At 60.7% G+C, this 25,995-nt stretch carries 27 protein-coding genes; 8 read left to right on the top strand and 19 right to left on the bottom strand.

All coding sequences use genetic code 11. The features are described from left to right. Nucleotides 1–364 precede the first annotated feature (364 nt). Nucleotides 365–1,153: an enoyl-CoA hydratase gene (locus tag VWY60_RS07990; protein WP_416540230.1), complete on the bottom strand. Its 789-nt coding sequence runs from the start codon at nucleotides 1,151–1,153 to the stop codon at nucleotides 365–367. Nucleotides 1,154–1,281: 128 nt separating this feature from the next. Between VWY60_RS07990 and VWY60_RS07985 the strand changes: the two genes are divergently transcribed. Further along, nucleotides 1,282–1,704, top strand: coding sequence for a PaaI family thioesterase (locus VWY60_RS07985; RefSeq protein WP_416538703.1), 423 nt, complete (start codon nucleotides 1,282–1,284; stop codon nucleotides 1,702–1,704). Between the two features lie 3 nt (nucleotides 1,705–1,707). Here the strand turns inward: VWY60_RS07985 and asd are convergent, their stop codons facing one another. The 4 genes from asd to VWY60_RS07965 all read right to left on the bottom strand — a co-directional run bounded on the left by asd (nucleotide 1,708) and on the right by VWY60_RS07965 (nucleotide 4,602). After that, nucleotides 1,708–2,598, bottom strand: coding sequence for an archaetidylserine decarboxylase (asd, locus tag VWY60_RS07980; protein ID WP_416538704.1), 891 nt, complete (start codon nucleotides 2,596–2,598; stop codon nucleotides 1,708–1,710). Between the two features lie 185 nt (nucleotides 2,599–2,783). Further along, the gene (gene speE / locus VWY60_RS07975; RefSeq protein WP_416540229.1) at nucleotides 2,784–3,638 is read right to left on the bottom strand and encodes a polyamine aminopropyltransferase; all 855 of its coding nucleotides are present in this window, start codon (nucleotides 3,636–3,638) and stop codon (nucleotides 2,784–2,786) included. After that, nucleotides 3,635–4,156 (bottom strand): adenosylmethionine decarboxylase, encoded by a 522-nt coding sequence (speD, locus tag VWY60_RS07970; protein ID WP_340545465.1) that lies wholly within the window; start codon nucleotides 4,154–4,156, stop codon nucleotides 3,635–3,637. The genes speE and speD overlap by 4 nt, the downstream gene beginning before the upstream one ends. A gap of 212 nt (nucleotides 4,157–4,368) precedes the next feature. After that, nucleotides 4,369–4,602, bottom strand: a complete 234-nt coding sequence (locus tag VWY60_RS07965) for a DUF1127 domain-containing protein (RefSeq protein ID WP_416540228.1) — start codon at nucleotides 4,600–4,602, stop codon at nucleotides 4,369–4,371. Between the two features lie 91 nt (nucleotides 4,603–4,693). On the opposite strand from VWY60_RS07965, the gene VWY60_RS07960 reads away from it, so the two are divergent. Next, complete coding sequence (locus tag VWY60_RS07960) at nucleotides 4,694–6,109, top strand: PLP-dependent aminotransferase family protein (protein ID WP_416540227.1); 1,416 nt, start codon at nucleotides 4,694–4,696, stop codon at nucleotides 6,107–6,109. 96 nt (nucleotides 6,110–6,205) lie between these two features. Here the strand turns inward: VWY60_RS07960 and VWY60_RS07955 are convergent, their stop codons facing one another. Then, entirely contained in the window at nucleotides 6,206–6,730 is a 525-nt protein-coding gene (locus VWY60_RS07955) for a hypothetical protein (protein ID WP_340545468.1), read from the bottom strand. 296 nt (nucleotides 6,731–7,026) lie between these two features. On the opposite strand from VWY60_RS07955, the gene rplM reads away from it, so the two are divergent. Continuing rightward, the gene (gene rplM / locus VWY60_RS07950; RefSeq protein ID WP_260101830.1) at nucleotides 7,027–7,485 is read left to right on the top strand and encodes a 50S ribosomal protein L13; all 459 of its coding nucleotides are present in this window, start codon (nucleotides 7,027–7,029) and stop codon (nucleotides 7,483–7,485) included. Nucleotides 7,486–7,490: 5 nt separating this feature from the next. Beyond that, entirely contained in the window at nucleotides 7,491–7,976 is a 486-nt protein-coding gene (gene rpsI / locus VWY60_RS07945) for a 30S ribosomal protein S9 (RefSeq protein ID WP_416536010.1), read from the top strand. A gap of 101 nt (nucleotides 7,977–8,077) precedes the next feature. On the opposite strand, the gene VWY60_RS07940 is transcribed toward rpsI, so the two are convergent. The 9 genes from VWY60_RS07940 to guaA form a co-directional block, all read right to left on the bottom strand. After that, the gene (locus VWY60_RS07940; protein WP_340545469.1) at nucleotides 8,078–8,695 is read right to left on the bottom strand and encodes a TetR/AcrR family transcriptional regulator; all 618 of its coding nucleotides are present in this window, start codon (nucleotides 8,693–8,695) and stop codon (nucleotides 8,078–8,080) included. After that, complete coding sequence (gene ppk2 / locus VWY60_RS07935) at nucleotides 8,688–9,557, bottom strand: polyphosphate kinase 2 (protein ID WP_340545470.1); 870 nt, start codon at nucleotides 9,555–9,557, stop codon at nucleotides 8,688–8,690. Before ppk2 ends, VWY60_RS07940 begins: the two co-directional genes overlap by 8 nt. A 60-nt stretch (nucleotides 9,558–9,617) precedes the next feature. Further along, nucleotides 9,618–10,622: an alpha/beta fold hydrolase gene (locus VWY60_RS07930; protein WP_416538707.1), complete on the bottom strand. Its 1,005-nt coding sequence runs from the start codon at nucleotides 10,620–10,622 to the stop codon at nucleotides 9,618–9,620. Then, a complete protein-coding gene (gene metA, locus VWY60_RS07925; protein WP_340545472.1) occupies nucleotides 10,612–11,529 on the bottom strand; it encodes a homoserine O-acetyltransferase MetA in 918 nt (305 codons plus the stop codon). The genes VWY60_RS07930 and metA overlap by 11 nt, the downstream gene beginning before the upstream one ends. A gap of 65 nt (nucleotides 11,530–11,594) precedes the next feature. After that, entirely contained in the window at nucleotides 11,595–12,458 is an 864-nt protein-coding gene (locus tag VWY60_RS07920) for an ATPase (RefSeq protein ID WP_416540226.1), read from the bottom strand. Between the two features lie 200 nt (nucleotides 12,459–12,658). Beyond that, on the bottom strand, nucleotides 12,659–13,816 hold the full coding sequence (locus VWY60_RS07915; RefSeq protein ID WP_416540225.1) for an OmpP1/FadL family transporter: 1,158 nt from the start codon (nucleotides 13,814–13,816) through the stop codon (nucleotides 12,659–12,661). A gap of 106 nt (nucleotides 13,817–13,922) precedes the next feature. Continuing rightward, a complete protein-coding gene (locus VWY60_RS07910; protein ID WP_416540224.1) occupies nucleotides 13,923–14,825 on the bottom strand; it encodes a DMT family transporter in 903 nt (300 codons plus the stop codon). A 106-nt stretch (nucleotides 14,826–14,931) separates the two neighbouring features. Next, nucleotides 14,932–16,257, bottom strand: a complete 1,326-nt coding sequence (locus VWY60_RS07905) for a hypothetical protein (RefSeq protein WP_416540223.1) — start codon at nucleotides 16,255–16,257, stop codon at nucleotides 14,932–14,934. A gap of 369 nt (nucleotides 16,258–16,626) precedes the next feature. Then, nucleotides 16,627–18,195, bottom strand: a complete 1,569-nt coding sequence (gene guaA, locus VWY60_RS07900) for a glutamine-hydrolyzing GMP synthase (protein WP_340545477.1) — start codon at nucleotides 18,193–18,195, stop codon at nucleotides 16,627–16,629. 237 nt (nucleotides 18,196–18,432) lie between these two features. On the opposite strand from guaA, the gene VWY60_RS07895 reads away from it, so the two are divergent. Next, nucleotides 18,433–19,986, top strand: coding sequence for a trimethylamine methyltransferase family protein (locus tag VWY60_RS07895; RefSeq protein ID WP_416535996.1), 1,554 nt, complete (start codon nucleotides 18,433–18,435; stop codon nucleotides 19,984–19,986). A gap of 128 nt (nucleotides 19,987–20,114) precedes the next feature. Here VWY60_RS07895 and VWY60_RS07890 read toward each other — a convergent pair whose 3' ends face one another. Next, the gene (locus VWY60_RS07890; protein ID WP_340545479.1) at nucleotides 20,115–20,411 is read right to left on the bottom strand and encodes a DUF6477 family protein; all 297 of its coding nucleotides are present in this window, start codon (nucleotides 20,409–20,411) and stop codon (nucleotides 20,115–20,117) included. A gap of 239 nt (nucleotides 20,412–20,650) precedes the next feature. Between VWY60_RS07890 and VWY60_RS07885 the strand changes: the two genes are divergently transcribed. Then, on the top strand, nucleotides 20,651–21,724 hold the full coding sequence (locus tag VWY60_RS07885; protein WP_340545480.1) for a DUF6456 domain-containing protein: 1,074 nt from the start codon (nucleotides 20,651–20,653) through the stop codon (nucleotides 21,722–21,724). A 93-nt stretch (nucleotides 21,725–21,817) separates the two neighbouring features. Here VWY60_RS07885 and VWY60_RS07880 read toward each other — a convergent pair whose 3' ends face one another. Next, on the bottom strand, nucleotides 21,818–22,366 hold the full coding sequence (locus tag VWY60_RS07880; RefSeq protein WP_416540222.1) for a peroxiredoxin: 549 nt from the start codon (nucleotides 22,364–22,366) through the stop codon (nucleotides 21,818–21,820). Nucleotides 22,367–22,725: 359 nt separating this feature from the next. Here VWY60_RS07880 and lipA point away from each other — a divergent pair, with 359 nt between their 5' ends. Together lipA and VWY60_RS07870 are read left to right on the top strand one after the other, a co-directional pair. Continuing rightward, nucleotides 22,726–23,676 (top strand): lipoyl synthase, encoded by a 951-nt coding sequence (gene lipA, locus VWY60_RS07875; protein WP_340545482.1) that lies wholly within the window; start codon nucleotides 22,726–22,728, stop codon nucleotides 23,674–23,676. Next, a complete protein-coding gene (locus VWY60_RS07870) occupies nucleotides 23,673–24,818 on the top strand; it encodes an amidohydrolase (protein ID WP_416540221.1) in 1,146 nt (381 codons plus the stop codon). The genes lipA and VWY60_RS07870 overlap by 4 nt, the downstream gene beginning before the upstream one ends. 47 nt (nucleotides 24,819–24,865) lie before the next feature. On the opposite strand, the gene VWY60_RS07865 is transcribed toward VWY60_RS07870, so the two are convergent. Together VWY60_RS07865 and hpt are read right to left on the bottom strand one after the other, a co-directional pair. Then, nucleotides 24,866–25,216, bottom strand: coding sequence for a hypothetical protein (locus tag VWY60_RS07865; protein ID WP_416540220.1), 351 nt, complete (start codon nucleotides 25,214–25,216; stop codon nucleotides 24,866–24,868). Nucleotides 25,217–25,428: 212 nt separating this feature from the next. Then, nucleotides 25,429–25,974 carry a hypoxanthine phosphoribosyltransferase gene (gene hpt, locus VWY60_RS07860; protein WP_416540219.1) on the bottom strand — a complete coding sequence of 182 codons (546 nt, stop codon included), beginning with the start codon at nucleotides 25,972–25,974 and terminating at the stop codon, nucleotides 25,429–25,431. Nucleotides 25,975–25,995 lie beyond the last annotated feature (21 nt).

The raw sequence follows: 25,995 nt of genomic DNA, 5'->3' as shown, positions 1-25,995 counted from the left end.
CCCGCCACATAGGGCAGCTGGGGCCGTCACGCAATATTGCGCGGTGCGGCTTGTGCAGATCGGCACGAAAAACTGGTGCTTTTGGGCCAAGCGAGCCTGTTGCAAGCAGTGGAAATGTCGACTGATCTGAGCGGGAGGGGTATTGGGGTCGCTGGGGAACTGTCTGGCCGGGGGAGAGACCCGGTGGAGGGACGGTCCGCATCAGCGACCCTAATTGTGCTGGGGTTCGTGACCATGTCTCACCAACCCTGCCCAATCTTTGCCATGATCTTGCCTTGTTTGAAAGACCTGACATGGAAACAATAAATCACCAATCGTAAACAAAGACTAAAATTTTCGATGTCTTTTAGATTTTTTGAGCAGATCAGCGATTTTTCCAGTCCGGGTCGCGTTTTTCCAGAAAGGCATCAATGCCTTCGACGGTATCCCGCAGCATCAGGTTTTCGACCATGACGGCGCCGGTGTGGGCATAGGCAGCGGCCGTGGGCAGCTGAAGCTGGTCGTAAAACGCGCGTTTGCCGATCTTGACGGCGGCGCCGAGTTTGCTTGCCACGGTTTGGGCGAGGGCATTTGTGGTCTCGGTCAGATCCTCAGCTGCGGCGATGCGGTTGATCAGCCCCAGCTCCTCGGCGCGGATGGCGTCAATGAAATCGCCGGTGGTCAGCATTTCAAAGGCATGTTTGCGCGAGATATTCCGGGTCAGCGCCACCATGGGAGTGGAGCAGAACAGGCCGATATTGACGCCATTGACGCCAAACCGTGTGCCCTCGGCGGCGACGGCCATATCGCAGGAGGCCACCAGCTGGCAGCCGGCTGCGGTGGCAATACCGTGGACTTGTGCGATTACCGGCTGCGGGATCTGTTGCAGCCCCAGCATCACCTCGGTGCAGCGGGCAAAGAGATCGGCGAAATAGGCCTGTCCGCCATCCTCAGCCTGCCGCCCGGCTGTCATTTCACGCAGATCATGGCCCGCGCAGAACGCCTTGCCCCGTCCGGCGAGGATGACGACGCGGGTTTCGTCGTCGTCGCGCAGGCTGTCGATCTGCCCCTGAAGTGCGGCCAGCATCCCGTCCGACAGCGCATTCAGCCGCTCGGGCGCGTTGAGATGGAGCGTGGCGATGCCGTTGCTGTCGTGACGTTCCAAAATTGTCATCTTGTGTCCCTCCCCGGATTAAGGCCAACGTTAGAACATGTTGCACTTAGGGGGGAACCGGTATTGCGCCGCCACCCCATGCGACATCGGCTCGCAGGGAACCGGCAACAGTGAGGGAGAGAGACAGCATGGGCTTGGCGTTTGATGCCGCAGGGTTGGGAGCTTATCTGCATGAGGTGTTTGCAGAGGTGGCCAATGATTTTGTGATTGACCGGCTGGATGAGGACGGGATCACGATGCGGCTTCTGGTGGATGAGCGTCACCTGCGCCCCGGTGGGACCGTTTCAGGACCGTCGATGTTTGGTCTGGCCGATGTCACCATCTATGCGCTGGTGCTGTCGCGGCTGGGGCGCAAGGCGCTGGCGGTGACCACCAATGCCTCGTTCGACTTCATGCGCAAACCGGCAGGCGGCACGCCCCTGATTGCCGAAGGCAAGCTGCTGAAACTGGGACGCCAGCTGGCGGTGGGCGATGTGCTGTTGTTCTCCGAAGGGGATCCGCGTCCGGTGGCCCGCTCCACCATGACCTATGCCATCCCGCCAGACCGGTAGGACCTAGCGCGCAGTGGCCAGCGGCTGGCCAACTTTTACCAGGGTTTCGCGCCCCCTGGCGCTATTGGTGACCAGATCGTCACTGAACTGCACGCGGCCCGGTTCAAACACCACCACAACGGTGGAGCCTCCGAATTTGAAATAGCCCTTTTCGTCCATCTTCTGCACCGCGCCCGAGGTGCGGGTGTTGACGATGGAGCCAACGCCAAAGGCGCCGACCTCGACAAAGGCGTAGCTGCCAATGGTGTCTGTGTCGATCAGGGTCCAGCTGCGTTTGTTCTCGCCAAAGACATCCGGACCTGCGCCAAGCGCGATGGGGTTCACCGAATGCAGCGCGCCCGGAATATCCTGCGCGGCGGTGATGCGACCGGCGGCCGGGAAGTGGTAGCGGTGGTAATCCGCAGGACAGAGCCGGACGATGGCCAACGCGCCACCAACAAAGCGGTCAGAAATACCGGGCAGCATGGTCCGCACCGACATCGGATGCCCCTTTACGGGGACAAAGACATCCTCCGCCAGCTCGGGAAAGACCAGCACCCGACCATCGGCGGGGCTGACGATTTCGCTGGGATCGTCGCTGTAGGGGCGTGCCTCCGGCCTCAGGTGGCGGGCAAAGAAGGCGTTGAAAGTTGCATAGTTTTCCGTCGGTTCCGTCGCCTCGCTCATGTCGATGGCAAGATCGTCGACCACGGTCTGGATCTTCCCTCTGGAGAGGGACGAATCAAACCATGCTCCCATCAGGCGGCTGATCAGGGCGGAGCGGAACAACAGTTTTTCCACCGGTTTTGCGCTGGCGTTCTGATAGGCCCAGCGGATCCATTTTTCACCCAGAACGACCTCTTCAAAGGTGTCTCCGGTGTCGCGGTCAACAACTAGGATAGGGTCGCGCTGCATGGGGCCTGCCAGATTTTGTTTCGCTCCCGCCGCGCCTAGCAAGAAGCAGCAGTCACGCCAAGGGGGATTTGGAGCGCAAGGCGACGGGCAGGCCGCCACGGCCCAAAGGTCCGGTGTCCGTGCGACGTGATTTTTTGCCAGGAGAGCAACGAAAAAGGGGGCCGAAGCCCCCTGATGCCTGCCCCTTACGGGAACAGCTTTTTCACATAGTTCGGCAAGGCGAATGCGGCCTTGTGAACCTCCGGGTTGTAATAGCCGGTGTCGATCCCCGCGGCGGCAAAACGTGCCTCCAGATCCGCAAGGCTCACGCTGCGCGCCTTGTCCGAATGGCTGCCCCAGCCGAACGCCATCGGGCCACCCGCATAGGTCGGCACGGTCGCCAGATAGCAGGAGGCATCGGCAAACAGCGCCTGAAACGCCCGCAGGGTGCCGGTCAGCTCATCGCCCTGCATGAAGGGCACGCCATTCTGCGTCACGATGATGCCATCCTCAGTCAGCGAACGGGCTGCGTGGCCATAGAAAGTATCGGTGAACAGCACCTCGCCGGGGCCGATCGGGTCGGTTGAATCGACGATGATCACATCGAATTTCTCGGTGTTCTCTTTCATGAAGAGCGCACCATCGTTGATCACCAGATTGAGGCGGGCATCATCAAAGGCGCCATCGCTCAGCATCGGTAGGTATTCTTTGGAGAATTCCACCACACCGCCGTCGATTTCCACCATGGTGACATGCTCGACCGATGCGTGGCGCAGCGCTTCGCGCGCCATGCCGCCATCGCCGCCACCGATGATCAGCACCCGCTTTGCATTGCCATGGGCCAGAATCGGCACGTGGGTCAGCATCTCGTGGTAGATGAAGTTATCGCCTTCGGTGGTCTGCACCACGTCGTCCAGCGTCAGAATGCGGCCAAACTGGCCGTTCTGAAACACCTTCAGACGCTGGTGCTCGGTATTGCTGTCATAGAGCATCTCATCGACGCGCAAACGCTGGGCGTAATGGGCGTGTAGGCCTTCGGTGATCCAGGTGTGATCACTCATGCCGCCACTTCCTTGGTCAGGATGCCCTTTGCCAGGAACTCCTCGCCGCGCAGCAGTTCGCGCACCGCAACCGTCGGCGTGTCGAAGGCTTCTTTCAGCACATCAACCGCTTTCCAGGGCTCGGCATCGCCGCACATGAAGACGTCAAAGGCGCCATAGCCGATCTCGGGCCAGGTGTGGACGGAGATATGGCTTTCGGCCAGAACGGCCACGCCGGAGACGCCTTGCGGCGAGAATTTATGCGTATGGATGTGCAGCAGCGTCGCGCCGCAGACCTCGACACATTTGCGGAAGGCGTTCTGAATGCGGGTTTCGCAATCCAGACCGCTGCCGTTCATGACCTCGATAATGAGATGGGTTCCGGCAAATACCTTTCCATCCCGACGGATGAAATGGTCTTCGCGATCCGAATCCACAAGTGAGTTTACGATCGCAGTGGTTGCACTGCGGGCGGTATCTTCCTCTTGGGCGCCTGTCTCCAGACCGATCCCCAGTTGGAAGAGGTTGGCGTCCGTCATGACACTCCCCTTCGTTCCAGTAGATGACAATCCAGCCGGCCCTTAGCGCCCCCCCGGATAAGAGTCCGGGGTTGGGATCGGTACCGAAAGTGAGGGGGCATCTATTGTGGGGGCGGGATTCGATCAAGGGGTTTTTTGTAAAATGAACACCATCGTGCCATAAAAAAGACCGGGGCAAGCCCCGGTCATCAGGTGGTTCCGTTGCCCGGGGATCATGGGCGCCAGAACGGAAGAGTCGCTTGATACTCGGCGTCTTCGCGGGTCAGCCCAACATCTTTGAGCAGTTCCGGCGGCAGTTGACGCAATGCCTGTCGCGTGCGCTGACGCACGGTCCATTTGGTGACCAGAACCGCAAAGGAGACCGCGATCTCAGCCAGCACCGGCAGGGTGGGGCGGCTGGAAAGATAGATCATGTCGGGCGAAGAGGGTGTTGCGTTCTGTGTCATGGTAGTTTCCTATTGTATTGATACAATCCTGTGTTTATATCACAATCAATGGGTACAATTAGCGCGACGTCTTGTCCAAGAAAGGATTGTAATGGGTACAATTTGGCCAAACGAGCTGCCGGCTGATCTTTCCGGGCGATCCGGGCCGAAATATCAACGGGTGGCTGATACCATCCGGGCGGCGGTTGAAGATGGCACACTTTGTATCGGTACAAAGCTGCCGCCGGTGCGGGAGCTGGCCTATCAGCTGAAGATCACCCCCGGCACGGTGGCGCGGGCCTATTCGCTCCTGACCGATGACGGGCTGTTGCAGGCGGAGGTCGGGCGCGGGACTTTTGTGGCGGAACCGGAAACCAAGGTGCTGGATGATGTCTGGTCGCGCCAGCTGCATCTGCTGGAGGCCAGTAATCCCGGCCACGTCAGCCTGTTCAGTCCCCGCCTCGCGGATGTTGGTCAGGTTGCGGCATTGCGCGAGGCGATGGCGAAAGTGTCCCAGGGCGATCCGCTGCAATTCCTGAACTACCCCACACGCGATGCCTATGAACCGGTACGCGAGGTGGTTGCCGACTGGCTCTCGGATGAGCTGCTGGGCAATGTGCATCAGAATGACGTCGTGCTGACCCACGGCGGGCAGAACGGCATCCTGACAGTGCTGCAAACCGTGCTTGAGGGGCCGCAGCCGACGATTCTGGTCGAAGATCTCTCATATGCTGGGTTTCGGCGCGCCGCAGAGCTGGCGCGCGCCCGCGTTGTGGGGGTGGCGATGGATGACAAGGGCATCCTGCCGGATTCACTGGAACTCGCCATTCGCAAGACAGGCGCCACCGTTCTATGCACCAGTCCGGAGGTGCATAATCCGACCGGGCTTTATACGCCGCTGGAGCGTCGCAAGGAGATTGTCGAGATCGCCCGGCGCCACGAGGTCCAGATCATAGAAGATGACTGCTACCGGATGGGGGAGGCGCGTGCGCCAAGCTACCGCGTGCTTGCTCCTGAGCTGGGTTGGCATGTCACCTCATTTTCCAAAACGATAACACCGGCGCTGCGCGTGGGGTTTGCACTCGCCCCCAAGGGGCGTGGTGCCGATCTGCGGCGCACGGCGGAATACAGTTATTTCGGAATCGCACAGCCACTGGCGGAGCTGACCCGTATCCTGCTGTCCGACCCCCGCACGCCGCAGCTGGTGCGCGATGTCCGCAAGGAGATGGCCAAATACGTCCGCATTGCCGTCAACGCTCTGGGCAGTTTTGAACTTGTCTGGTCGGACAGCGTGCCCTTCCTGTGGTTAAGGCTGCCATCGGGCTGGCGTTCGGCCGCGTTCACCCGCGCGGCAGAGGCGCAGGGGGTTCAGATCCGCTCGGCTGATGAATTCGCCCTGCGCGACGGCCGCGCCCCAAATGCGGTGCGGATCGCGGTGAACGGCCACGTCACGCCCAAACGGTTTGAGGAGGCAATGCTGCGGCTGCGCGCACTGCTTGACAACCCACCGGAGCAAATCAGCGTCTGAACTGCTGCCCGGCTCGAGGCGGGCTGTTTGGCAAAGGAAAAGGGGACCTGAACACTCAGGCCCCCCTTATATGTAAGCGGTGATCGACCGGGGTGCTTATTCGACCAGGATCGACACGCCCGAGGTGTGGTTCCCGATAAAAGACCAGTTGTCGCGACCAGCAGCGATGCCAGCGGTGATGGCAGCGGCCAGAAGACCTGCTGCCGAGGCCCCACCAACCACTGTGCCGTTCAGCTCAGGTTTAAGCGTGGTCTGGCCGGACTGTTGGCCCGCGTCGCATTGCACATAGGCCGGGGTCGGACGGCGTTTGAGCACCGGAACGTTGACGAGAGCCGGGGTGATGAATGTCGCCTTGAATTCGGCGCTTTCGACGGTGCACCGGGCGCCTACAACTTCGCGCATGTTGGCGCTGCTGGGCTGACCGCCTGTCGCCTTCATCTTTTCCTTGTCCAGCACGACATGCGTGCGGAAGGTCAGCTCTTTGTAGCCCTGAACGCGCGGCGCTGTTGAGCCTTGATTCTTGAGCGCGACCGTCACCGGGGGAGCGGTGACTTCGGCGTTTTGCATGCAGGCACCAAGGGCCAGCGGCAGGGCGCCAACCAGAGCAAGTTTTCGAAACATGTAGTAGGATCCTATAATTTGTCTTTCAGGTGCAGCTTTAGCGTGTGAAACACCGGCTGAAAAGGAGCCCAGACCTGTTCCGCGACGACAGATGCGGTCTGGATCGGGGCAGGAGCGTATCCGAGGGTGTTCAAATATGGGGTGTTATAATACCTATTTTGTAAGATACTGTATTTAAACGTTTTAATATGATTTCAGGGTGTTGACCTATGCGCAGGCCTGCCGTAAACCCCGTCCATCGAATTCGGGCGCGCCGTTTTGGGGGTGCCCTTCACGTCAAACAGGATTGACCTGCTATGAAAACCTTCTCTGCTACACCGGCAGACATCGAGAAGAAGTGGATCATCATCGACGCCGAAGGCGTGGTGCTGGGCCGTCTTGCCTCGATCGTCGCCATGCGCCTGCGTGGTAAGCACAAGCCGTCCTTCACTCCTCACATGGATATGGGCGACAATGTCATCGTGATCAACGCTGACAAGATCCAGATGACCGGCAAGAAGCGCGAAGAGCACTTCTACTGGCACACCGGCCACCCCGGTGGTATCAAATCCCGCACCAAACAGGAAATCCTGGACGGTGCCCACCCCGAGCGCGTTGTCTATCAGGCCGTCAAGCGGATGCTGCCCGGCAACCGTCTGTCGCGTCAGCAGATGACCAACCTGCGCATCTATGCAAGTGCCGAGCACCCGCATGAAGCCCAGTCCCCCGAGGTTCTGGATGTCAAATCCATGAACAAGAAAAACACCCGGAGCTGAGACCGATGGCTGATCAGATCAACACTCTCGAAGAGCTCGGCGCCGTTGCAGGCGTAGAAACCGTAGCCGAAGAAACCATCGTGCGCGAACCTGTTCGCGACGAGCTGGGCCGTGCCTATGCCACCGGTAAGCGGAAAGACGCGGTTGCCCGCGTTTGGATCAAGCCGGGTTCCGGCAAGGTCTCCGTCAACGGTAAAGAGCTGAACGCATATTTTGCACGCCCTGTGCTGCAGATGATCCTGCGCCAGCCGTTCCAGGTTGCCGGTGTCGAAGGCGAATTCGACGTCTACGCAACCGTCAAGGGCGGTGGCCTCTCCGGTCAGGCCGGCGCGGTCAAGCACGGCATCTCCAAAGCACTGCAGCTGTACGATCCGTCGCTGCGTGGCGCGTTGAAAGCCGCAGGCTTCCTGACCCGCGACAGCCGTGTTGTCGAGCGTAAGAAATTCGGCCGCCGCAAAGCGCGTCGTTCGTTCCAGTTCTCCAAGCGTTAATCGCTGGATCACATGGATTTGGAAAAGGCCGCAGAGCAATCTGCGGCCTTTTCTTTGTGTGGATTGTTCGAATGCTGCCTGAGCCTGCGCAGCGGTCAGTCTTAGCTGTCCGGTTCGATCAGGCCCAGCCCGCGCAGGTAGATGCCGATGCCGCTCTCCAGCAGATCCTCGGGCGGGAAGGGGGAGGCCGCACCGGGAGAGTTCCGGGCATATAGCTCCACCACGCCATGGCTCATCGCCAGAACATGCGCCGAGAACATCGAGGCGGGCGGGCGTTTTTCGGCCGGGATATGTTTGCTCAGATCTGCGGCGGCGCGTTCCAGAATGGCACGGGCGCGGTTGGCGGCCTCGGCCAGCTCAGGCGTACGGTTGACGGAGATCCCGCTTTCGAACATCGCGATGTAATGGCCTGGATGTTTGCGCGCAAAGGCGAGATAGGCCCGGCCCGTCGCTTCAAACGCTGCCAGGGCCGAAGGTTGATATTTGTCATAGGCGTGCTGCATCAGATCGGCAAACATCACATAGCCCTGACGGCCTGCCTCGGCGATCAGATCCTCGCGCCCGTTGAAGTGACGATAGACCGCGGCCGGGGTGACGCCGGCCTGTTTGGCCGCCTCCGACAGGGTAAAGCCGGTGGGGCCCTTGGCCTCGATCAGCTTCAGTGCGGCTTCGACCAGCGCCTGGCGCAGGTTGCCGTGGTGATACCCCCGCTTAGGCATCCCAGAGATCCGGTCCGCCACTGATGGAATCATCCAGATCGCCAAGCGCTTTGGCGTCCTTGTTGGTGTAATCGACGGCGTGCAGCACCCGTCGAATGGCGGCCAGCCGGGCCCGGCGCTTGTCGTCGGAGCGCACGATGGTCCAGGGGGCGTGCTCGGTGTGACTACGTGTCAGCGTATCCGTAATGGCGGTGGAGTATTCCTGCCAGAGGCTCAGACCTTTGACGTCGATCGGGCTGAGTTTCCACTGCTTCAGCGGATCGGTCTCGCGCGAGAGGAACCGCCGCAGCTGTTCGGCGCGTCCGACGTTGAGCCAGATCTTGAACAGCTGAATCCCATCCTCGACCAGCGCCTCCTCAAAGCCGTTGACCTGATCAAAGAACCGTTCGCGCTGACCGTCGGTGCAAAAGCCGAAGACCGGCTCGACCACGCCGCGATTGTACCAGCTGCGATCAAAGAAGACGATCTCACCTGCGGCGGGCAGATGGGTGATATAGCGCTGGAAATACCACTGGGTCTGTTCCCGCTCGCTGGGTTTTGACAGCGCCACGATCCGCGCTCCGCGCGGGTTCAGGTTTTCGCGAAACCGTTTGATGGTGCCGCCCTTGCCAGCGGCGTCGCGCCCTTCAAAGAGAATGGCGACACGTGCCCCGGTCTCACGCACCCAGGACTGCATCTTGACCAGTTCGATCTGAAGCCGCGCCATCTCTTTCTCATAGCGCTTGCGGCTCATCCGCGTGTCATAGGGAAAGCCCGGATCCAGCAGGTCATCCTTCTGCGAAGCTTTGATCGCGGCGCGGATTTCCTCTGGGGCCTTGGTCTCGTAGAACGCGCTGATTGCGCCGTCAAAGGGCAGGGGCATAGAAAATTCCTTCTGTCTTCTGTCCCTTATATGGGGCTTTGCGGCGAAATGTGAATCGTTTTAACGCAAATTCCGTGCCGTAGCTGCCCGCGCCGCCGCCCGGTCTACTGCCGCCACAACCGCATCGGTGGCCACCTGATGTGGCATATGGCCGACGCCATCCAGCACCGTGAGGTTCAGCGAGGGGACATCGCGCTCCAGCTGGCGCGCGTGCAGATCCAGCCCCACCGTGGTGTCGGCGCTGCCATGAACCGCCTCAATGGGCAGGCTGAGATCGCCGTAGCGGGGGGCCATCGCTCTGATTTCGGCCAGAAGGTCAGCGCGCTGCCGCGCATTGGCCCGCAGGGCGGAGCGGCGCAGGGTCAGCCCCGGGCCGAAATGTTCGAAATACCCCGCTGGCACGGCCTGCGGCGCAAAGACCTCGGTCAGGGTGTCGCGAATGGTGCTTTCGGGCACATAGGCGGTCAGCAGCGGCACCGCCAGCCGTTGGCCCAGCGGCGAGGAAGTGACCTTGTAAAAGGTGCTGAGCGGCGTCCGCCAAGGATGGGAGACCGCGCCGACAGTGACCAGCGCCGAGAGGCTGTCGGGCGCATCCAGCGCCCAGGCGAGGGCGACACCGCCGCCATAGCTCTGGCCCAGCACGATGGGATGCTCTGCACCCAGAGCGGCAACCGCTTGGCGAATGATGGCGGCCTGCTTGCTGAGGGACGCCTGCGCGCCACCGGTGGGATCGCTATAGCCCAGCCCGGGGCGATCCACGATGATCACCCGGAAGCGGCTGCTGAGGGCCGGGGCCAGCCGGAAGGTCATATCGCGGATGTGCCCGCTGGCGCCGTGGATCAACACCAGATCCGGCGCTGCCGCATCCGCAGGCAGCCCGTCGGGCCGGGGTGTCGGCTGCCCCAGATCAAGCAGGTGCAGCTGCTGGCCATCAACCGTGACAAAGCTGCCGAGCGGCGGATAGGCGGCGATGGCGTCCGCCTCGCGAGCCTTGGCCCGCCACAGCGTCCCGCCAGCCGCAAGCGCCAGAATCAGACCCGCTGTCAGCACGCGCTTAACGCCCAATCTGCGCCATATCAAACGGGGTGGACTGGTAGATGTCATTGATCCAGTTGCCATAAAGAAGATGCGCGTGGCTGCGCCAGCGGTTCTGCGGTTTGCGGCTGGGATCGTCGTCCGGGTAGTAGTTCATCGGAATATTGATCGGCGTGCCGCTGGCGATATCGCGATCATATTCCTGCTTCAGCGTATCGCTGTCGTATTCGAAATGGTTGAAGATATAGAGCGCACGGTGGCTGGGATCCTCGATGAGGCAGGGGCCGGCATCGGGGCTGCCCAGCAGGCTGCGCAGGCCGGGTCGGGCATCAATTTCAGATTGGCGGATTTCGGTCCAGCGCGACACCGGAATGACACAGTCATCTGAAAACCCCCGCAGATAGGGGGATGCGGGATCAAGGTTCTGATGCCGGAAACAGCCAAAGACCTTGTGATCCAAGAGGTGTTTCTTCACCCCATGGAAATAGTTGATCATCGCCATGCCGCCCCAGCAGACACCAAAGGTGGAATGCACATTGGTCTGGGTCCAGTCAAAGACCTCACACAGCTCATCCCAATAGGTGACATCCTCGAACTCGAGATGTTCGATCGGCGCGCCGGTGATGATCAGACCGTCAAAACGCTCGTCCTTGATCTCCTGGAACGGCCGGTAGAACTCCGCCATATGCTCTGCGGCGGTGTTGCGGGTCTGATGTTCGGTCATGCGGATCAGGGACAGCTCGATCTGCAAAGGTGTGGCGCCGATAAGCCGGGCAAACTGGTTCTCGGTCTGGATCTTCTTCGGCATCAGGTTGAGCAGGCCGATGCGCAGCGGACGGATATCCTGACGGGCCGCCTGATCCGGCGACATGACCATCACGCCTTCGTTCGTGAGAACGTCATAGGCGGGCAGGTCAGAAGGGATCTTGATCGGCATGTCGTGTCCTTTGGTCTATGCTCCGCCCGTTCTGGACGGAGTCTTGGCGCTGTGATGTAGAAGGCCTAGCCGCGCGCCTCAAGAGCGCCCGCAATCACATCTGTGAAATCGGCCTCGTTGCGGATGCCCGAAATCTGATCCGCCGTGACCGTCACGCCCCAGTTCTTAGCCATGGCGGCATAGCGGGGCTGGCGATGGGCCAGCGCCTGGGCATAGGTCCAGCGGATGAAGCTGTCAGGGTCCACCTCGTTTTCAGATAGGTGGTTTTCCTTTAGATACTCTTGCCAGACGCGGGCGAGGAAAGCCGGTTCATAGGCCATGGGCTTGGGGGCGCGATCGAACCGGCGGATCAGCTCCTGGGTATGGGCGTCGTCCCCCTTGATCCAGACCATCAGCGTGTGTTTAGCAAGCTCGCTCAGCAGCGGATCGCTTGGATCACTGGCATCGACCCATTCGCAGATGCTGCCGCCGGTGTCGCAGATGAAATTCGGATAGTCATAGAGCCGCTCGGCCCGGTCGATGAAATAACCGGTATCGCGCAGCGCGTTCAGTTCCGCGGTGCGAAACTGGTCCTGGCGGCGGGTATATTCCGCCATTGCCAGCCCGCCCTTGGCCGGATTGCCGGGCTTGCCCAGATAGGAGGCAACGGGTGTCAGGTTTTCAAAGCTGATATTGGAGCCGATATAGATCGAATCCGACAGCAGCAGATCGCGTAGAAACGGCACTTTCATCGCCTCTGCCTTGGCGTTGTCGGCGATATATTCGCCCATGTATCGGGTGCCGATCCGATAATCGATCGAGTAGTGGAACCAGCTGCCCGCGCCGCGCAGAATATTGCTGATATAGGTTTTGCCCAGTCCGGACATGCCAAAGAACAAAACCCGCTTATGCGCCGCATTGCGCCAATCTTCGGCAGACGAATAGAGCATGTGAAATCCGGTCCCTTCTGGTTCCTTGCCTTGCTAATCGCCCCGGGCCTGCGGGTCAATCGGCAGCGCTGGAGGACCTGGGCGCGGCGGCTGGCGATGGACCACGCAAAACCCCCGCACCATAGGATGCGGGGGAGAACTGGTCCTGTACCTGTCTTTGTTCCAGCGCTGCCTGTGGCGCACGCAGGTCTACGCCAGGATCAGAAGTAGTAGCCGAACTTCACGCCAACGCTGACCGCCTTGTTGCCGCTGAAGGAGGCGCGGGCGACATCCGGCGTTCCGGTCTCAGCAAAGGCATCGCCAAGGTCGGTATAGCGCACGCCGCCCGAGATCTTGAACTGATCCTTGGTGTATTGCAGCCCGACTGAGATGCTCTTGTAGCCATTGGTCGGGGCCAGCGGCGACACCAGATTGTCGCTGTCTTCGGCTTCATAGCCGAGGCTGATCGAGCCGACTAGATTTTCGTTGAACCGGCGCGCGACACCCAGCGTGTAGGACACCGAGTCAGACAGGTCGATCAGATCGACATTGGCAGTGCTGGGGCGTAGTTTGACGACACTATGCTCGGCCCAGCGAATACCGGCCAGCAGGAGCGTGTCCTTAGCAATACCGGTCTGGAAATCAACGTTAAGCGACTGAGGAGTCTTGGTTGTCGTCGATCCGTTGAAGGTCGTGCCCGGGACATCCGGCAGACTTTCGGTGGTGGCGAAGGTATGCTCGATCTCAGATTGATAAGTCACAGCCAGGCGCAGGGCGATGTCGGGACGCTCATAGGCACCACCAACCAGCCAGCCAACCGCGCCATCACGCGCTACTCTGACGTTATAACCGTCGAGATCATTGCCGGGTGTCAAGGGGCTGTTGTAGGCAAGCCCTTTCAGGGTGATGTCGCCCTTGATCTGCTGGTAACGAATACCACCGTGCACGCTGAAATTCTCGTTGAACTTGTAGCGAACGATCCCGGTGATTGCTTCTGAATCGGCAATCGCTGTGGTTCCGCCAAGCAGGAAAGAGCCGGGTGTGATCGGGTTGGCATCTGCGCTCGGATACCTGATGTCCGACCCCCACGGCTGGTCAAAAATCATCGAGAACGATACGCGGTCGTTCAGGTCGTATTTGATGCCACCGGAAATCTGGTTGAAGCTCAGTGCGACATTGCCGCTCGGGGTTCCGGCAGGGTTGAGCGTCCGCACGTCCGTGCCGGTTACATCCGGGTTGGTGTGCGAGAACGAGAGCTCTGCGTAGTTCCCTTTTTCAAAGATGATCCCAACGGGCTGGCCGGTGCGGTCAAGACCGCCTGCCATAGCTGCGCCGGAAGCCAGCGCCAGCGCTGCTGACGTTGCAAGATAGCGTTTCATTGTTCCTCCCTGTCCAGACTTGGGCGCCTGGTTTTACATTGCGAAACGCTAGCAAGGGGGATTTTTTCGGTCAATGTTGACGCAAAGGCAATCAACGGCAAGAAAATCAGGCAGAATGACCGTGTCGGCGGGGCGCGCGGAAACGTCCGGCGGCATCCAGAATATTGATGTAGTTTGCGCAGAAAATGACCGCAGCCCCGATCAGTACCCAGAGGTTAAGCGCTTCACCGTAAATCAACATTCCGGCCACGGCGATGGTGGGCAGTCGGGCGAAATCAATCGGCACCACAACGGTGGCCGGGGCAATGGAGAGCGCCTTGGTCATGCAGAAATGCGCCGCAAGCCCGGCGCAGCCGATAATCAGCAGCCAAAGTGCCGTTGCGGCATTTGGGAGAGTGATCTGCCTGTCCCACCCCGATATCACCAGCCCCATGCCGAGTTGCAGCAGCGTGAGCCAGAGCAGAATGGAGCTGATGGGCTCGTGCCGGGTCAGCCTTTTGGTGAAGAGGATGGTCAGCGCAAAGAAGATGGCTGAGGCCGCTGCCGCAAAAACGCCAAGGCTCAGCGTCTCCGGGCTGGGGCGGGCCACGATCAAAATGCCGACAAAGCCTAGCGCGGCGGCCAATACGCGGGGCTTCGTCAGCCGCTCGCCCAGCAGCAGCGGTGACAGCAGCAGCACCCAGAGCGGCGAGGTGAACTCCAGCGCAAAAACCTGTGCAAGCGGGATCAGCGTTACCGCAAGGAACCACAGGTTCTGTCCGGTGAAATGGGCGGCATTGCGGATCAGATGCAGGCCCAGCCGATCACGCCGCACCTGGCCCCAGCTGCCGGTGGCGGTCAGACAGATGACAACAATCACCAGCCCGACGGCGCTGCGATAGGTCATGATCTCAAAGGTGTCGAGGCTCAACCCGGCTTCGCGGCCAGCGATGGCCATCGAGGAAAACGAGACAATCGCCCCGACCATCCAGAGCGCAGCCGTGCCTATTCTTAACTCACCCTGCGCCATGGCCTCCCCTTTGCCCGTTGGTCACGAAGAAGGGCTAATTTAGCAGGCGGGTCAAGTCATCTCTGCGCGGCTGCCGTCGCGGGGCCGGGCCGCGCAGAACAGGCGTTTATTCGGCGGCAACCGTCTGCTTGAGCATTGCCGCGTGGGGCAGTGAGGGGAGGTCCAGCCGGTTCCCGCGCTCGATATACTCCTTCGCTATCGTGTCGGCAGCAAACCCCAACCGTGACAGCAGCGTCTCGATTTCCTCAACCAGCGCATTGGTCGTGGCGCTGCCTTGTGGCGACGCATTGACCTTCTGCGGCAGGATCGCTCCTGCGGTGTGGCCCTGCTCTTGCAGCAGGTTTCGAGCGCCATCCGGCGTCGTGGCCTGCTCCAGCGTGGTTTCGATAAAGTGAAGTTGGTCGCCGTAGAGTTGTTTGTAGTAGGCGTAGCGCACTTCCATCTCCAGCGCATACCAGATCGCCATGCCGATTTCGCCCATTTGCTCGAACGGCGCGGGGTCGAGGATCTTGTGATTGTAGGTCGGATGCAGGTACCATTGCCAAGGTATTGTAATATTGCAAAAATCATTACGGTTCACATAGCTTGCGATTTGTTTGCCAAGGTTGCGGCGCAGGATGATCACGCGGGTTCGCGGCGCTAAACCGTGTTCCACCAGCGCCTCAATCAACCCGCATTTGCCCAATGTATGGTTGCTTTCCGCATAGGGGGCTTGCAGGTTGCCCAGTTTGCCCTCCCAGAAGTCGCAGACATTCGCGTTCATCCCGTAGGTATTGAACCCACGCATGTGTCCAATACTGGGCGTACGAATGCCATAGTCATTCGCGCCAAGCGGCTCATGCACCGACGGTATATTCAGGTTCTCACCCAGAAATTTCGCAAGCCATGCGGTGCCCGTACGTCCGGCAGAGAGGGTGAAGATGAATTCAGGCTTTAAGCGTTGTTGAGCGTTTTCTGACACCTGCGTGGCAAGAGTTGGGACTGCGGCAGCCAGTGCCGGGCGGGTGTAGCCGAACCGGGAAATTTCGCCAACGGCCTCGACCTCGATCACGTCCGCCGCTTCCGGGTGGGCTGTGAAGAGCCTGGTCGCATCAGCGCCAGTATTCGCAGGCATCGGCGCCTTGGCGTTCAGGTTTGAAAGCCGCTCCCAAAGCCCGTCGATATCAAGCGCATTTATATTCTCCTCAAGATGCTCATAGCGCAGCACGACATCTGCGGAATTCGGACCATCCAGTGGTGCAATACGGCGGTTTTCGCTCAACAGGCTGCGGTAGCGCCCGACAAAGATATCAAGCGGAACATCTCTCTGATCCATCGCCTCGTTGTAGTAGCGGGAAACCATAGCATCGTAGGGATCACGCCGGATCGTTACTTTGGTATAGGTCTCCCAGATATCCTGAGGAACTGCGGCGCGGATCTGTCCGGCGGTCATGTGATCGAAGAAAACCTGCGTGCCCTCGTTTCCATCCGGCCAGGTCTGGGTCTGATGGTTCTGAGGACCGGGCTAGCCCAACGCCCTCCGCTTCTCTTCATCCTTTGGGCTGATTGGTGTGATGATGCTGCTTTCATCACAATAGCTGGACAGTGCGATTTCAAACGAGGTTCCACCAACCTTCTTGGTCTTAATGAAAATCAGTTTGAGAGGGTGGCAAATAATCATTCAAATGTGCTTCGTTTCAGACATGTCCGAAACCTCGCAGCCAGAACTGATCAAAACGTTAAAAGTCTAAATGAAACATATGATTACGCGTCGTCGTCGTAGAAAACCCCGGCCAGTTGGCCGGGGTTTCAGGGGCTTAGATCATTCCCACTCGATCGTGCCCGGAGGCTTCGAGGTGATGTCATAGGTGCAACGGTTGATACCCTTGACCTCATTGATGATCCGCGTGGCGGTTTCACCCAGGAATTCGTGGCTGAACGGGTAATAATCGGCAGTCATACCATCGACAGATGTCACCGCGCGCAGGGCACAGGCGTAGTCATAGGTGCGGCCGTCGCCCATCACGCCGACGGTGCGAACGGGCAGGATCGCCACAAAGGCCTGCCAGATTTCATCATAGAGACCATGCTTGCGAATCTGGTCGATATAGATCGCATCCGCCTCGCGCAGGATTTCCAGTTTTTCACGGGTGATTTCGCCGGGGCAGCGGATCGCAAGGCCCGGTCCGGGGAAGGGGTGGCGACCGATGAAGCTTTGCGGCAGGCCCAGTTCGCGGCCAAGCGCGCGGACTTCATCCTTGAATAGCTCGCGCAGCGGCTCGACCAGCTTCAGGCCCATCTTCTCCGGCAGGCCGCCGACGTTGTGGTGCGACTTGATGGTGACAGACGGCCCGCCCGAGAAGGACACGGATTCGATCACATCCGGGTAGAGTGTACCCTGCGCCAGGAAGTCGGCGCCGTCGATCGTGTCGGCGTGTTTCTGGAACACGTCGATGAACAGTTTGCCGATGATTTTGCGCTTGGTTTCCGGGTCGGACTGGCCGTCCAGTTCGCCCAGGAACAGATCGCTTTCATCTGCGTGGATCAGCTGAATATTGTAGTTGTCACGGAACATCGTGACGACCTCTTCGGCCTCGTTCTTGCGCAGCAACCCGTGGTCCACGAACACACAGGTCAGCTGGTCGCCGATGGCCTCGTGGATCAGGATCGCCGCAACCGAGCTGTCAACGCCGCCGGAGAGGCCGCAGATGACTTTCTTGTCGCCCACCTGATCGCGGATCGCCTGGATCGCCTGTTCGCGGTAGGCACCCATGGTCCAGTCGCCGGTGAAACCTGCGATCTTGACAAAGTTCTCATAGAGTTTCGCACCATTGGGGGTGTGATGCACCTCCGGGTGGAACTGAACCGCGTAGAAATTGCGCGACACATCGGCGGTGATGGCAAAAGGCGCGTTGGGCGAGGTGCCGTAGACCTCAAAACCGGGCGCGATTTCGCTGACATGATCACCGTGAGACATCCAGACCTGTTCGCGGTCGCTGTCATCTGCAAACCAGCCATCCAGCAGCGGCAGGCTGCTGACCGTCGGCGTCACATAGGCGCGACCGAACTCAGCGGTGCCATGGCCGGAGAGCACCTTGCCGCCCAGCTGGTGCATCATCACCTGCTGACCATAGCAGATCCCCAGGATCGGCACGCCAAGGTCAAAGATTTCCTGCGGCGCACGGGGGCTGCCTTCGCGGGTCACGCTGTCCGGGCCACCGGAAAAGATCACGGCTTTGGGCGCCATTTCGCGCACAAAATCCATCGTGACATTCTGGTAGGGGTGAATTTCGCAATAGACATTCAGTTCGCGCAGGCGGCGCGCAATCAGCTGCGTGACCTGGCTGCCAAAGTCGATGATGAGAAGGCGGTCGTGGGATGTCTCTGTCATGCACGCGCCATAGGGCAGCGGCGCGAAATTCGCAAGATATTTTCGTGTTTCGGGCCGCGTTTGCACAATCTCTGATCCGGTTGTCGCGCGGCCTCTTACGGCCGATATCGGGCCGCAGGCGCGAGAAACCTGTCGGGAATGTCGCTTTTCAACTTCAATGGCCGTAATCCTGCGGCGGCTTTGGTCTTGGGCGCTATAATCACACCAGCAACGAAATGCCTGTGGTGAGGAACAACCATGACAGAAGCAGCTCCAGCAGCACCGCGCCGTCGCGCTCGTGGAGGCGGCGGTGCCGCCCGTCGCGCAGAACGAACCGGCGTCAAGATTGATACCGCAAAATACATCGAGCGGAATATTCCGAATTTCGAAGTGTTGAGCGAAGAGGCGCTGCAGACCATCGAAGCCAACGCCGAAACCATCCTCGAAGAGGTCGGTGTCAACTTCGTGAACAACCCCGGCGCGTTGGAGCGCTGGCGCGAGGCCGGGGCCACGATTGATGGCGAGCGGGTTCGGATCCCGCGCGGCCTGGCGCGCGAGCTGTGCAAGACGGCGCCGTCCGAATTCACCCAACATGCCCGCAACCCGGAGAAATCCGTGGTCATCGGCGGCAAGAACATGGTGCTGGCACCGGTCTATGGCCCGCCGTTTGTGCGCGATGCCAAGGGCGGGCGCCGTTACGCGACGCTGGATGATTTCCAGAAATTCGTGAAGCTGGGCTATATGTCCAAATGGCTGCACCATTCCGGCGGTACCGTTTGCGAGCCGACCGACGTACCGGTGAACAAACGCCACCTCGACATGCTGATGGCGCATATGACCCTGAGCGACAAGCCGTTCATGGGGTCGGTGACCGAGCCCAGCCGGGCGCAGGATTCCATCGAGATGTGCGAGATCCTTTTTGGCAAGGATTTCGTGCGCGACAACACCGTGATGACCTCGCTGATCAACATCAACTCGCCAATGACCTTTGACGATGTGATGATGGGTGCGCTGGAGGTCTACGCCGCCCACAACCAGGCCTGCATCATCTCGCCCTTTATCGTTGGCGGTGCCATGGCACCGGTCTCGGTTGCCGGTACGCTGACTCAGGTTCTGGCCGAGGTGATGGCAGGCGTGGCCTATAGCCAGCTGATCCGCGCCGGTGCGCCGGTGATCTTCGGCGCCTTTGTCTCCTCGATCGATATGAACTCCGGTGCGCCGACCTTCGGGACGCCGGAAGCCTCGCTGGTGACCTATGGGGCCGGTCAGCTTGCACGCCGGATGAACCTGCCGTTCCGTTCGGCCGGATCGTTCTGTGGCTCCAAGCTGCCCGACGCGCAGGCGGCCTATGAAACCGCCAATTCGCTCAACATGGGCCTGTTGTCGGGCGTGAACTTCCAGCTGCACTCCTGCGGCTGGCTCGAGGGCGGTCTGGTTGCCGATTTCGAGAAGTTCGTGATGGACGCCGATCAGCTGGGCGCGCTGCATGGTCTTGCCAAAGGTGTTGCCGTGGACGAGGAAGCCCAGGCCATGGACGCCATCCGCGAGGTTGGTCCCGGTGGTCACTACCTTGGCTGCGCCCATACGCAGGCGAATTTCAAGACCGCGTTCTGGAAATCCGAGCTGCTGGACTACAAGCCCTTTGAAACCTGGGAAGAAGAAGGTGCGCGTGACACCGTTGCATTGGCCAGCAGCCGGGTGGAAACGCTGCTCGACGCCTATCAGGCGCCGCCGCTCGATCCTGAAGTGCTGAGCAGGCTGGAGGCCTATGTCGCCGAGAAGAAAGCCTCGATGCCCGATGCCTTCATGTAAGACCGGCTGAGATCGGCACTCCGATATATGCCAGCCCGGCTGGCAGGCAGACGGCGGTCCCTCGGGGCCGCCGTTTTGCGTTTCGGGCCGGTGGTCTGCCCTGGGATCCATCCTGTCTGGCGACGGTCTCAGGCGACTTTAAGGGTCGGGCGGCGCAGCCCCTCGGCCTCGCCCATCAGGGCAATCAGCACATCGACATGGCGGGTCAGTGAATACCCGGCATCGCCGGACTCGCGCTGGCGGTTGTAATCGTGTTCGAGATCCAGCAGCCGCATCACCGCAGCGGCCGGTTTCGGCAGGGTGCCATAGCCCAGCACCCGTTTCAAATCGCGCCGCCGGCTATAGTCCCGCGCGCCGATCCGCGCGGTCCGCACCAACAGTCGAGGGCGGCGCAAAGCGGCCAGATGACCAAAGATATCCTGCATCGTCATGTCCTTTCCAGCTCTGTTGATAGCGCTGTGTAACACAACTGAAGCGGGTGTTGCCGAAGGGGCCGGTTCGGCGAACGGTCTATTCGATATTGATTGATGAAAATTTGAAACCAATGATGCTCTGACTGAGACTATCCAGAAAAATCAGGCCAGTACGGTGAATGGTGTCTGTGGATAACACGTAGGCGGCCAGTGGGAGGATAGTTTCGAATGATCACATGTGGGGTGATAAAATGCAAACTATGGCTGTATCCGGCTTGCCGGAATGGGTGCCTGAGGAGGCGTGCCGATATCTTGAACACACCGAAGCGGGCCGTTCGATCCGCAATCTTGCAAAACAGGCGGGCTGCCACCCGTCCACGGTATTGCGACAGGTCCGACGGGTCGAAACCCGACGCGACGATCCGCTGGTCGATGGCGCCTTGGCGTCGCTGGCGGCCCGCCACTACGCCGAAACGATGCCGGGGCCCAGGCCAATGTCGGCCCGTGCTCTGGCCCTGGGCACAGTGCCCGCCTGCGCCGAAGCCTTCGAGAGCGAGGTGGTCGAAATCCTGACCTGTCTGAACCCGCAGGGCGCGGTGCTCGCTGTGGCGGATGGCATGGAGAAAGCGGTTGTCGTGCGGGAGGCGGCAAGCGGTGACAAGAAGGTCGTGGTGGATCGCATCCTGGCCGAGGCCATGGCCCTGCGCGACTGGATCGCCTGTCCGGCGCCGGGGCGGCTCAGCCGCTATCATATCACGCCCGAAGGGCGCACCGCGCTCAGCCAGTTTGTGGCCCGCCGCGAGAACCGCGCCCGTTCCCGACTGGAAAGCGCCAGCCTGGCGACGCGCAAGGTTGGTCGCGGTCCGCGTCGTCCACGCCGGGCGCGCTATGGGCTGGGTGAGACGCCGCTGCATATGCTGGCGCGGCTGACGGATCGTGATGGGACGCCGTTTCTGACCAGCGATCTGGTGCGCGCCGGTGAGCGGCTGCGCGAAGATTTCGAACTGGCGCAGGTCGGCGATCATCTGGCGCAATCGGTGGCGCAGTTTGCCGATGGCGATTGCAGTCCGGCCGCCGCCCGCCGTCGCCGACCCGGACAGGCCGCGGCAGCCGCCAAACGCCGGGCCTCTGCCGCGCTCAACGCGCTTGGCGAGGGGCTGAGCGACATCGTGATGCGCTGTTGCTGCCATCTGGAAGGGCTGGAGGCGGCCGAACGCCAGCTGGGCTGGTCGGCGCGGTCAGGCAAGGTGGTGCTGCGCATCGCGTTGCAACAGCTGAAACTTCACTATGACGCCCAGCAGGCGCAGGATGAGCTTATCGGCTGAACCCATGGCCTGACATAGAAAAACCCGGCGCCATGCGGCACCGGGTTTGCGGATTTTATCTGGCCGGTCCGGACCTGACCGGGGTCGCGCGGATCAGGCGGCGACCTCAGCCTTGGCGGTTTTCAGGTGCTCCAGAACGGTCTCCGGGGAGGAGACGCCATAGGGATCTTCGCCGTGGTTGTCGCACAGGCCCGGCTCTTCGAACCATGCCTCGACAACACCGTTGTTGACGATGGCTGCATAGCGCCAGGACCGGTTGCCAAAGCCCAGGTTATCCTTGGCCACCAGCATACCCATCTTGCGGGTGAATTCGCCCGACCCGTCGGGGATCACGCCAACGTTCTTCAGGTTCTGGGATTCGGCCCATTTGTTCATCACAAAGCTGTCGTTCACCGACATGCAGTAGATCGCATCGATGCCTTCGGCCTGGAAGTCGGCGAAGCCTTTTTCAAAACCGGGCAGCTGATAGGTCGAGCATGTGGGGGTGAAAGCACCGGGCAGGGAGAACAGCACTACGCGCTTGCCCGCGAAATAGTCAGCGGTGGTTTTGTCTTCCCAGCGGAACGGGTTCGGGCCGCCCACGGATTCGTCGCGAACACGGGTGCGGAAGGTCACGTCGGGCAGTTTTACGCCAGCTTTCATCATCGGCTCCTAGTTGATCAATTCGGTGTCGGGCGGTGACTTATAATAGTTCTAAATCGCCCGCAATGGGGTATTCGCGCGCTGGTGCAGCGGTGTCCGGGTGGCGCCGCATCGCTGTGGTCATGCGCCGCTTTCTGACCGACTCGGAGGCGGGTTTGATCCTGCAATAGCGTGGAATGCAAAACCGGCGGGCAGGGTTGTAGATTCTGCATTGCGCGCAAATATCTTAATCAAGACAGATTATTACGGTGCAGAGCTGATCTGTTCTGTCGCCGTCGCCAGGTGCAGAACTGGTCGTGCCAAGCGATTGCAACTATGTTACGAAGACCAAAAGACCATTGCCGCAAGGGAACATCGACGTGCGAGATCTGAAAATCCCCGAGCAACGCCACCCGGAAAAGGCGCATCGTCCTGACAATGCTCAGCCGAAGAAGCCGAGCTGGATCCGGGTCAAGGCGCCAGGGGGAAAAGGCTACGCGGAAACGCATAAGATCATGCGTGAGAACAACCTCGTCACGGTCTGTGAGGAAGCCGGCTGCCCGAATGTTGGCGAATGCTGGAGCCAGGGCCACGCCACCATGATGATCATGGGTGAAATCTGCACCCGCGGCTGTACCTTCTGCAATATCGCCACCGGCCGGCCCGATACGCTGGATGCGTTTGAGCCGGGTCGCGTCGCCCATGCGGTGCAGAAACTTGGCCTCAACCATGTTGTGATCACCTCCGTCGATCGCGACGATCTGGAAGACGGCGGTGCAGACCATTTCGCCCAGACCATTCGCGCGGTCCGCCATCGCAGCCCGACAACCACGATCGAAATCCTGACACCGGATTTCCTGAAATGCGCCCCTGAGGTGCTGGAAACCGTGGTGGAGGCCCGCCCGGATGTGTTCAACCACAATCTGGAAACCGTGCCCGGTCTCTATCCCGGTGTCCGCCCCGGTGCGCGCTATTTCCACTCCCTGCGGCTGTTGCAGCGGGTAAAGGAGCTGGATCCTGCGATCTTCACCAAATCCGGCATCATGGTTGGCCTTGGCGAGAATGCGCAGGAGGTAAAGCAGGTGATGGACGATATGCGCGCCGCAGATATCGATTTCCTGACCATCGGCCAATATCTTCAGCCCACGCCAAAGCACCATGCGGTGGACCGTTTTGTGACGCCGGAAGAATTCGAGAGCTATGAGAAAGCCGCCTATGGCAAGGGCTTTCTGATGGTATCGGCGACGCCGCTGACGCGGTCATCTTATCACGCGGGGGATGATTTTGCCCGGCTGCGTGCGGCACGGAACGCCAAGCTCGGCCAGGCATGACACCGGAGCGTCTGGCGCGGCTGACCGGGCTGCGCCATCGCCTGCACCAGATCCCCGAGGTTTCGGGTGCCGAGGAGAAGACGGCGGAGGTGGTGGCGCGCTATCTGCGCCAATACCAGCCGGACCAGCTGCTGACCGGGCTCGGCGGCCATGGCGTTGCTGCAGTCTATCAGGGCATACAGGCGGGGCCGACCGTCATGATCCGCTGCGAGCTCGATGGCCTGCCAATCGAGGAGCTGTCGGAGCAGCCCTACAGGTCCAGCCATGCCGGGCGTGGCCATCTGTGCGGCCATGACGGCCATATGGTGATGGTCGCCGCGCTGGCAGAGGATCTGGCAGCCCGACGCCCGTCTCGCGGGCGGGTGGTGCTCCTGTTCCAGCCGGCCGAAGAAACCGGCAAGGGGGCAGCTGCGGTGATCGGCGACCCGGCCTTTGCCACTATCGCGCCTGACTACGCGTTTTCATTGCATAATCTGCCGGGGCTGCCGGTTGGGGAGATTGCGCTCTGCGCGGGTGCCGCCAATTGTGCCTCGCGGGGGATGCGGGTGCAGCTGACTGGCCGGACCTCTCACGCGGCGGCGCCGCAGGATGGAATTTCGCCTGCATCTGCCATGGCGCAGCTGCTTCCGGGGCTGGTCGCGCTGGGGGGTGGTGGGGATCTTGGCCCCGATTACGCGCTGGTCACGCTGACCCATGCGCGACTGGGGCAGGCCACGTTTGGCATCGCTCCCGGCGAAGGGGAGGTCTGGGCCACGCTGCGCACGGTGAATGATGCGCGCATGGCGGAGCTGATCACAGCTGCCACGACTTTGGTACAGAGCACCTGCCTTGAGAGCGGCCTTGGCTGTGAGATCAGGTTTGATGATGTGTTCGAGGCCTGCACCAATGACGCCGAGGCGGTGACGCTGCTGCGGCGCGCCTGCACGCGCGCAGGCCATGCCGTTCGGATGCGGGCGCAGCCACAGCGCTGGTCCGAAGATTTTGGCCAGTTTGGCAAGCAGGCCAAGGCAGCTATGTTCTGGCTCGGCTCCGGCATGGATCAGCCGCAGCTGCACAATCCCGATTATGATTTCCCGGATGCGGCAATCCCGGTCGGGGTTGCCATCTTTGCCGAGGTTATCGCCGAGATTTTGAGCGATTAGCGTGTTGCAACAGGCCCTTGCGCGGACCTGTTCAACCCGCTCAGGCGTCAGTTTGTCAGGGCTTCGACCAGTGCGACGGCCCCTACGATTGCCAGCGTGTCACGCACCACCTCATAGATGCGGTCATCCTTGCGCACATAGCGGTGGCCGGGAGCCGGTGGTGCCAGACCCCAACGCGCGTAATCGTCGATATAGATATAGTCGCCGCTGATGCGCTCCCGCGTCTTGTGGCGCTTCTTATACTGTTTCTTGATTTGCCCCGGCGCGTAATGGGCGGCGCTGTTATTATGGCCCGGAGCCCATTTTGGCGGCGCCGCATTGGCGATGGTCGGGGCAAGGGCGGGCGTCAGGCTCAGCGCGGCGGCAGTGGCCGCGGCGGCAAGGTATTTCGTCGTCATGGCGGATCTCCTCGTGATCTCTGCTTTGACCAAGACATGGGGGAGCCTGCCGGTTTTGGCAAATCGCCTGCGCTGCTTTGTGCTGACCGGGGTGCGACAATCGGCAAGGGGCCGCCGGTTCCCTCGCGCATGAAAAAAGGCGCGGTGTCTGCGCGCCTTTCTCGGTGCCCTGTTAGGTGCTCTGATACCGGCCGGGCAGTTCCGTGCGGCGCTCAGGCCTCATCGGTGAGGCGGACCTTGCCGATGAAGGGCAGGTTGCGGTTGCGCTGCGCGTAGTCGATTCCGTAGCCCACCACAAATTCGTCCGGGATCTCAAAGCCGATCCAGTCAGAGCGGAAATCGACCTCACGACGGGAGGGTTTGTCCAGCAACGCGATCGATTTCAGCCGCGCAGGCTGACGGCTGCGCAACAGATGGGTGACATGGTTCAGGGTATGACCGGTGTCGACGATATCTTCGACAACCAGCACGTCGCGCCCTTCAATTGCGCCGCGCAAGTCCTTGAGAATGCGCACCTCCCGGCTGCTTTCCATCGCGTCCCCATAAGAGGACGCCTCGAGGAAATCGACCTCGATCGGCAGGTCAAGTTCCCGCACGAGATCTGCGATAAAGACGAAGCTGCCGCGCAGCAGCCCCACCACCACCAGTTTGTCGGTGCCCTGAAATTCGTCTTGGATCTCGGCGCAAAGCTCTTCGATCCGGGCCGCAATGGCCTTGGCTGAGATCATCACATCGATGACATATGGCCGCTGTGTCATGGGTGCCCCCTTGAAATTCCC

This window comes from Phaeobacter sp. JH20_26 (assembly GCF_048056275.1).
GTDB classification, from domain to species: Bacteria; Pseudomonadota; Alphaproteobacteria; order Rhodobacterales; family Rhodobacteraceae; genus Phaeobacter; species Phaeobacter bryozoorum.
This window is presented reverse-complemented; position numbering and strand designations above follow the sequence as displayed.

Coding starts and splice junctions, on each gene's coding strand:
- VWY60_RS07905 (WP_416540223.1), bottom strand. CDS start 16,257: ATGACCGCCGGACAGATCCGCGCCGCAGTTCCTCAGGATATCTGGGAG.
- VWY60_RS07865 (WP_416540220.1), bottom strand. CDS start 25,216: ATGACGACGAAATACCTTGCCGCCGCGGCCACTGCCGCCGCGCTGAGC.
- VWY60_RS07955 (WP_340545468.1), bottom strand. CDS start 6,730: ATGTTTCGAAAACTTGCTCTGGTTGGCGCCCTGCCGCTGGCCCTTGGT.
- VWY60_RS07885 (WP_340545480.1), top strand. CDS start 20,651: ATGCAAACTATGGCTGTATCCGGCTTGCCGGAATGGGTGCCTGAGGAG.
- VWY60_RS07990 (WP_416540230.1), bottom strand. CDS start 1,153: ATGACAATTTTGGAACGTCACGACAGCAACGGCATCGCCACGCTCCAT.
- VWY60_RS07890 (WP_340545479.1), bottom strand. CDS start 20,411: ATGCAGGATATCTTTGGTCATCTGGCCGCTTTGCGCCGCCCTCGACTG.
- metA (WP_340545472.1), bottom strand. CDS start 11,529: ATGCCGATCAAGATCCCTTCTGACCTGCCCGCCTATGACGTTCTCACG.
- guaA (WP_340545477.1), bottom strand. CDS start 18,195: ATGACAGAGACATCCCACGACCGCCTTCTCATCATCGACTTTGGCAGC.
- speD (WP_340545465.1), bottom strand. CDS start 4,156: ATGACGGACGCCAACCTCTTCCAACTGGGGATCGGTCTGGAGACAGGC.
- VWY60_RS07895 (WP_416535996.1), top strand. CDS start 18,433: ATGACAGAAGCAGCTCCAGCAGCACCGCGCCGTCGCGCTCGTGGAGGC.
- rplM (WP_260101830.1), top strand. CDS start 7,027: ATGAAAACCTTCTCTGCTACACCGGCAGACATCGAGAAGAAGTGGATC.
- speE (WP_416540229.1), bottom strand. CDS start 3,638: ATGAGTGATCACACCTGGATCACCGAAGGCCTACACGCCCATTACGCC.
- hpt (WP_416540219.1), bottom strand. CDS start 25,974: ATGACACAGCGGCCATATGTCATCGATGTGATGATCTCAGCCAAGGCC.
- VWY60_RS07910 (WP_416540224.1), bottom strand. CDS start 14,825: ATGGCGCAGGGTGAGTTAAGAATAGGCACGGCTGCGCTCTGGATGGTC.
- VWY60_RS07915 (WP_416540225.1), bottom strand. CDS start 13,816: ATGAAACGCTATCTTGCAACGTCAGCAGCGCTGGCGCTGGCTTCCGGC.
- VWY60_RS07965 (WP_416540228.1), bottom strand. CDS start 4,602: ATGACACAGAACGCAACACCCTCTTCGCCCGACATGATCTATCTTTCC.
- VWY60_RS07880 (WP_416540222.1), bottom strand. CDS start 22,366: ATGAAAGCTGGCGTAAAACTGCCCGACGTGACCTTCCGCACCCGTGTT.
- asd (WP_416538704.1), bottom strand. CDS start 2,598: ATGCAGCGCGACCCTATCCTAGTTGTTGACCGCGACACCGGAGACACC.
- VWY60_RS07920 (WP_416540226.1), bottom strand. CDS start 12,458: ATGCTCTATTCGTCTGCCGAAGATTGGCGCAATGCGGCGCATAAGCGG.
- VWY60_RS07870 (WP_416540221.1), top strand. CDS start 23,673: ATGACACCGGAGCGTCTGGCGCGGCTGACCGGGCTGCGCCATCGCCTG.
- ppk2 (WP_340545470.1), bottom strand. CDS start 9,557: ATGCCCCTGCCCTTTGACGGCGCAATCAGCGCGTTCTACGAGACCAAG.
- VWY60_RS07985 (WP_416538703.1), top strand. CDS start 1,282: ATGGGCTTGGCGTTTGATGCCGCAGGGTTGGGAGCTTATCTGCATGAG.
- VWY60_RS07940 (WP_340545469.1), bottom strand. CDS start 8,695: ATGCCTAAGCGGGGGTATCACCACGGCAACCTGCGCCAGGCGCTGGTC.
- VWY60_RS07960 (WP_416540227.1), top strand. CDS start 4,694: ATGGGTACAATTTGGCCAAACGAGCTGCCGGCTGATCTTTCCGGGCGA.
- rpsI (WP_416536010.1), top strand. CDS start 7,491: ATGGCTGATCAGATCAACACTCTCGAAGAGCTCGGCGCCGTTGCAGGC.